Source organism: Streptomyces sp. NPDC001880, from assembly GCF_053594575.1.
In genome coordinates this window covers 1-6,396 of the sequence record NZ_JBSFET010000168.1, presented here as the reverse complement: position 1 = coordinate 6,396, position 6,396 = coordinate 1, and the positions used below count along the sequence as shown (strand labels likewise).

Here is a 6,396-nt window from a genome sequence, read left to right as displayed (position 1 = left end):
GCCCTTCGCGGGCCTGAGAGCGCTTTGACCTGGGGCTCTGTTGGGGCGGAGCCTTCGGCAGTCGTGTTGATCATTGACTGTCTGGAGGTCCGGGGTGCCGGTCGAGTTTCTGACGGATTCGCAGGCTGCGGCATACGCGGCGTACGACGGGGCGCCGTCGCGTACGGAGTTGGAGCGGTTCTTCTTCCTGGACGACGCGGATCGGGCGCTGATCGAGCCGAAGCGGTGGGCGTACAACCGGCTGGGTTTCGCGGCCCAGCTGACGACTGCGCGGTATCTCGGGGTGTTCCTCGACGACCCAACCGACGTGCCGGCGGAGGTCGCCGACTATCTCGCCGAGCAGCTTGGCATCGCGGACGCGTCGGTGCTGAAGACGTACGGCGATCGGGAGAACACCCGGCTCGATCACGTTCGTGAGCTGCGGCGCGTTCTGGAGTACACGGAGTTCGCCGAGGCGGAGGCGGAGCTGCGGGTGTGGGTGGACGCGCGGGCCTGGACGACCGGGGAGGGCCCGAAGGCGCTGTTCGATGCGTCGGTGGGGTGGCTGCGGGAGCGTCGGGTGCTGCTGCCCGGGGTGACGACGCTGGCCCGGCTGGTGACCTCGTTGCGGGAGGCGGCGAACCAGCGGCTGTGGGACACCCTCTACGGGCTGCTGAGCACTGGTCAGCGGGCTGTGCTGGACTCGCTGCTGACGGTGCCGCCGGGGCCCGGGTGTCGGAGCTGGACCGGCTGCGGCGGGGCCCGGTCCGGATCTCCGGGCCCCAGTTGAAATGGGCACTCGCGCGGGCGGCGGAGATCGCCGACTTCGGTATGGCCGAGGTGGACGTGTCCGCCACCGCCGCGGCGGCTGGCGGAGCTGTCGCGGTACGGGGTGGACGGCAAGGCGTCGCTGCTGCGTCGGCACGGCTCCTCGCGGCGCCTGGCCACGCTACTGGCCACCGCGGTCTATCTGGCGACCCGCGCGGTCGACGACGCCCTGGACCTGTTGGAGGTGCTGATCGCGACGAAGCTGCTGGCCAGGGCGGAGCGGGAGACTGCGAAGGAGAAGCTGAAGACGCTGCCGAGGGTGGAGCGGGCCGGCGCGAAGCTGGCCGCCGCGTTCCAGGTCGTGTTCGACACCACGAGCGAGCAGGTCGACACCGACAGCGGGGAGATCACCCCACCGAAGGTGGAGACCCTGGAGGCGATGTGGGCGGAGATCGAGCAGGTCGTGCCGCGTGACGAGCTGGCCGCCGCGCTTGCCGCGCTGTTCGAGCTGACCCCGCCGCTCGACTCCGATGCGGACGAGGCATGGCGGAGCCAGCTCTTGACCAGGTTCGGTACCGTACGGCCGTTCCTGGGGCTCCTGGTCCAGGTCGTCGACTTCGGGGCGACGCCGGAGGGCCTGCCGGTCCTGAGGGCGCTGAAGACCCTGCCGGACCTGATGGGCAGGAAGAAGGTCGGCCCTGCCGAGATCGACACCGGCCTGCTCACCGGGTCGTGGCGGCGCCTGGTGCTGTCGGCGCCGCACCTGGAGCCGGGCACGGTGGACTGGAAGGCGTACGCGTTCTGCGTGCTGGAGCAGCTGCACCGGATGCTGCGCCGGCGGGAGGTGTTCGCGAAGAACTCCTCCAAGTGGGGCGACCCGCGGGCGAAGCTGTTGGACGGAGCGGCGTGGGAGCAGGCCAAGCCCACCGTGCTGGCTTCGCTCAATCTGCCTGCTGAGGCGGGCGAGCACCTGGCGGCGCGGGCTGCGCTGCTGGACGGCACCTACCGTGAGGTCGCCGGGCGGGTGCCGGCGAACTCCCAGATCGTGTTCGACGACGACGGACGGCTGCACTTCGCCGCTCTGGAGCCGGAGCCCGAACCGGCCTCGCTGCGCGACCTGCGGGAGGCTGTGGAGGCGATGCTGCCCCGGGTCGACCTGCCGGAGGTCCTGCTGGAGGTGTTCTCGTGGACCGGTGCCGACCAGGCGTTCACGTCCGTCACCGGCGGCGAGGCGAGGCTGAAGGACCTGAACGTGACGATCGCCGCGCTGCTGGTGGCGCACGCGTGCAACGTTGGCTACACCCCGGTCATCGGCTCTGCGGACGCGCTGAAGTACGGGCGCCTGTCGCACGTCGACCAGACCTATCTGCGCCTGGCGACGTACCGTGCCGCGAACGCGGCGCTGATCGACTACCAGGCATCGATCCCGCTTGCGCAGGCGTGGGGCGGCGGGCTGGTGGCCTCCGTGGACGGCATGCGGTTCGTCGTGCCGGTGCCGAGCGTGTACGCGCGGCCGAACCCGAAGTACTTCGGACGCCGGGGCGGCGCCACCTGGCTCAACATGATCAATGACCAGGCTGCGGGGCTGGGCGGGAAGGTGGTGGCCGGCACCCCGCGCGACTCCCTGTACGTGCTGGACGTGCTCTACGACCGCGACGGCGGCAAGCGCCCCGAGACGATCGTCACCGACACCGCCTCCTACAGCGACATCGTCTTCGGACTGCTCACCCTCGCCGGGTTCGCGTACGCGCCGCAGCTCGCCGACCTGCCCGACCAGAAGATGTGGCGCATCGACCGCAGCGCCGACTACGGCGCCTTCCAGGACGCGGCCCGCGACCGGGTCGACCTCGCCCGCATCGAGCGGCACTGGGAGGACATCCTCCGGATCATCGGTTCCATCCACACCGGCGCGGTGCGCGCGTACGACGTAATCCGGATGCTGTCGCGCGACGGGCGCCCCACCCCGCTCGGCGACGCGATCGCCCACTACGGGCGGATCGCCAAGACCCTGCACATCTTGCGTCTGGCCGACGAACCCGGCTACCGCCGCCAGATCAAGGTGCAGGCCAACCTCCAGGAGGGCCGCCACTCCCTCGCCCGGAAGATCTTCCACGGCCGCTCGGGACAGCTCTACCAGCGCTACCAGGACGGCATGGAAGACCAGCTCGGCGCGCTCGGCCTGGTCCTCAACGCCCTCGTGCTGTTCACGACGCGGTACACGGACGCCGCGGTAAACCAGCTGCGCGCGGACGGCTTCGACGTCCGCGACGAGGACGTGGCCCGCCTCTCGCCATTCGTGCGGCACCACATCAACATGCTCGGCCGCTACTCCTTCCAGCTCCCCGACCTGCCCGGAGGCCTGCGACCACTGCGTGATCCGGATGTCGTGGACGGCGAGTGACCGCCGCTCATCGGGAGACGCCGACCAGCCCCTGCTGCGGGCTGGTCGGCGGGGCTGCGGTTGGGTTGCTTAGATGGTCACGCCTGGCCGCTGCCGGGGCAGTTCGGCGTGCCGCACCGCGTCGGAGGCCAGGGCGATGGCCACGCCCAGGCTGGCGAAGATGCCGCAGGCGACGAACACCGGGGCGGCGCCCCAGGCTCCGATGGCGGCACCGACCAGCGGATAGCTGAGGGGGGCGAGACCGACCATGGTGAGCATGACGACGGAGGTGACCCGGCCGAGATAGGCCGGGTCCGCCGCAGTCTGTATGAGGGCGTTGTCCAGGCTGCCGAAGACGCCCGCACACAGTCCGATGACCGCGGCCAGCACCGCGGCGAGCCACAGGGTCGGCACCAGAGCGATCGTGGCCGCGCCTGCGCAGCCCACGAGCAGCGTGCCGGCCATCGTCAGGCCGGCACGCGGCAGCCAACCGGCGATCGCGAGCAGCGCGGCGCTGGCCGCAGCTCCTGCGCCGAAGCTGCTGACGATCCAGCCGTAGCCGGAAGGACCCCAGCCGCGTTCGGCGTTGAGGAGCACCATGCCGACGTTGAGGGTGCCGGTGAGGCCGAGTTCGCAGATGGCGCCGGCGGCGACGAGCGGGCCGATGAGCCGGTGGCGGCGGATGTAGCGCAGGCCGTCGAGCAGGTCCTGCCGCGCTGTGCCGGGCTCCGGCCGCTCCGCGTCGGGCGCCCCGAGGGGCCGTATCCGTATCGTCAGCAAGAGTGGCAGGGACAGGGCGATGAGCAGTCCGGCGACGGTGAAGGCGGCTGCGGGTCCGCCCAGTCCCATGGCCAGGCCGCCGATCGGCGGGCCCGCGATCTGGCTGAGGCGCATCGACAGCGAGCGCATGCCGGTGACCCGGGCCAGCTGGTCAGGGGCGGTGATCCGGGGCGGGAGAGCACCGACAGCGGGTACGAACAGTGCGTCGACGGCGCCGAAGACGAGCGCCACCGTGACCAGGATCCACAAGGCCGGAGCCGTCAGTGCGATACCGGCGGCCACGGCCAGGATGAGGAGGCAGCGCAGCATGTCACTGCCGAGAATCACCCGGCGGGGGTCGAACCGGTCGGCCACCACGCCCCCACCGAGCATGAGTAACGCTCGTGGTACTGCCCCGGCGGCCATGACGAGGCCGACTTCGGTAGGACCGGCGACCTTCTGGGCGGACCAGGCCAGGGCGACGAAGTACACGCTGTCGCCAATGAGGGAGACGGTGTAGGCGGTGAGCCAGCGCAACACGTTGCCGTCGCGGTGGGCCGGTGTCGCGGCGTGTTCGGGCAGGACTGTCTCTGGGGTGGCCATGGTGGGCTCCAGTACGTCGGGAATTCGGCTGAGTCAGGGCCGGAAGGGAAAGCCGTAGAGGTGCACAGACACGTGCTCGCGGTCCTCGGTGTCGTCGGCCGCCTTGGCGGCCTTGCCCCGCTCCCGCCAGCGCCGGGCCAGCGCCTCAAGCTCATCGCTCATCTCGGCGAGTTCGGCCGGGGTGAGGTCGAGCAGCCACTCGGAGCTGAAGGACGCGTCGGTCCACGCTTTCCCCCAGGCGGACTTCTGGTCGAGGTACGTGCGGTACTGGGCGACGCGGGTGTCGAAGATCCCTCGGGTCACCGCGCCGACGGCGGCGGCTCCCTCGGGCGTGTCCGCGAAGTCCGAGTCACGGAAGCCCCAGCCCTCTTCGGATGCCACCTGCCACCAGCGCTCGCGGCCGTCGGTGCCCTGGCCACTACTCGCCTGGGTCACGAAGCCGTGCTCGGCCAGCTTGCGCAAGTGGTAGCTGACCAGCGAGGGCGTTTCGTCGACATGCTCGGCGAGCTGAGAGGCGGTCGCGGTGCCCGCGGCGTACAGCAGCCGGTACAGCTGCATCCGCAGCGGGTTCATGAACGCCCTCAACCGTGCCAGGTCGGTGATCTGCTCAGGCTCGTGCTTCGGTCGCATGCGCTTACCGTAGGTATGAAGTGAAAACTTCGCAATAACCGCTTCAGAGTTGGATGGCCGAGCAGCCCGGCTTTATGCGCAGGGGACCGGAGACAGCCAGCTCAGCTCGACTTGACTGGCGCTGACGAGGTCAGCGCCTGCTGTCTCCGGGCGCGAGAAGGCTGGTGACCTCGGCGATCGCCTCAGCCGAGGGGTGGAAGTAACGCCGCACGTTCTCCGGCTTCTTGTGCCGCGACTTCGCCATGAGCATCGGCAGGCTGGCCCCGGCCTCACCGAGGTGGGTCAGGCCGGAGTGCCGGTACTCGTGCAGGTCCCAGCCCGTTCCCGTCACACCCCCTACAGCCGTGCGCGCGTCCAGGAGGGCGCGGGCCTGCCCGTACGACAGCCGGACCAGCCCGGTATCCGGGCACACGTCACGCGGGCTGACGACTTTCCCGGGGCCCGGCTTGCGGTGGGTGACGAACACCGGCCCGCGCGTACGGCCCTTGATCAACCGGGGCAGCAGGCGGGCGGTGCCGGCGTCCCAGTACACGGGCTCCATGACGTAGTCCTCGCGCGGGGCGCCGCGGCGTCGGGTGCGCGGCTTCGCGCCCTTGGCCTTCACCGGGGCCCTGCGGGCGGCGAGGTCCAGCTCCTCGATGTTGACGCCGAGGATCTCCTCCGCCCGCGCGACGGTCTCGTAGAGCATCCGCCACAGCGTCTTCTCCCGGAGGTGGACGTCGCGTCGGGCGATCAGCCGGTCGACGGCCATCTTCGAGCGGGCCGGGGTCTCCGAGTCCGGCGGGGGCATCCGCTTCGCCCAGGCCGGGACAGCCGGGCCGTCGTACCCGCGCTCGGCGCACCAGCCCAGCCATGACAGCACCGACGCCCGCCGGGCGTTCCACGTGTTGACCGCGGCCTCGCCCCACAGCCGTTCGAGGGCGCCGCCGATCTCGTCGTCCGCGACGGTGGCGAGCGGGCGGGCCTCGCCGAGGTGTTCGGCGGTCTTGCCGACGCCAATTCCGTACGACCGGAGCGTGTTCGCGTTGTCGAGCGAGTCGAGGAACACGTCGGCTGCCGCGCGGACGGTCAACGCCTTCCCGACGGGCAGTCGTATGACGGCGGGCACAGCTTCCCCCTTGCCACAGATAACGGGGCCGCTTCACGCACGGCCCCGAGAACGTCGCCGCAGGTCGTGATCAGCAATGCCACAGATAATAGGGCGTTATCTGCGGGAAGACTTCAGACGGGTCCGGCCGCCGACGCTCCGTCAGCCGCCCACCAGGGCTGACAGATCT

General features: G+C 70.6%; 3 protein-coding genes and 1 pseudogene. 1 reads left to right on the top strand and 3 read right to left on the bottom strand.

Annotated elements, in window-relative coordinates; translation table 11 throughout:
* The first annotated feature begins 94 nt into the window (after nt 1-94).
* A pseudogene (locus ACWCQ6_RS35095) lies at nt 95-3,148 on the top strand (Tn3 family transposase).
* A 69-nt stretch (nt 3,149-3,217) separates the two neighbouring features.
* Here ACWCQ6_RS35095 and ACWCQ6_RS35090 read toward each other — a convergent pair.
* The 3 genes from ACWCQ6_RS35090 to ACWCQ6_RS35080 form a co-directional block, all read right to left on the bottom strand.
* A complete protein-coding gene (locus tag ACWCQ6_RS35090; protein WP_451096249.1) occupies nt 3,218-4,489 on the bottom strand; it encodes an MFS transporter in 1,272 nt (423 codons plus the stop codon).
* Nucleotides 4,490-4,522: 33 nt separating this feature from the next.
* Nucleotides 4,523-5,119 carry an ArsR/SmtB family transcription factor gene (locus ACWCQ6_RS35085; protein ID WP_451096247.1) on the bottom strand — a complete coding sequence of 199 codons (597 nt, stop codon included), beginning with the start codon at nt 5,117-5,119 and terminating at the stop codon, nt 4,523-4,525.
* Nucleotides 5,120-5,249: 130 nt separating this feature from the next.
* A complete protein-coding gene (locus ACWCQ6_RS35080; protein WP_451096245.1) occupies nt 5,250-6,227 on the bottom strand; it encodes a tyrosine-type recombinase/integrase in 978 nt (325 codons plus the stop codon).
* Nucleotides 6,228-6,396 lie beyond the last annotated feature (169 nt).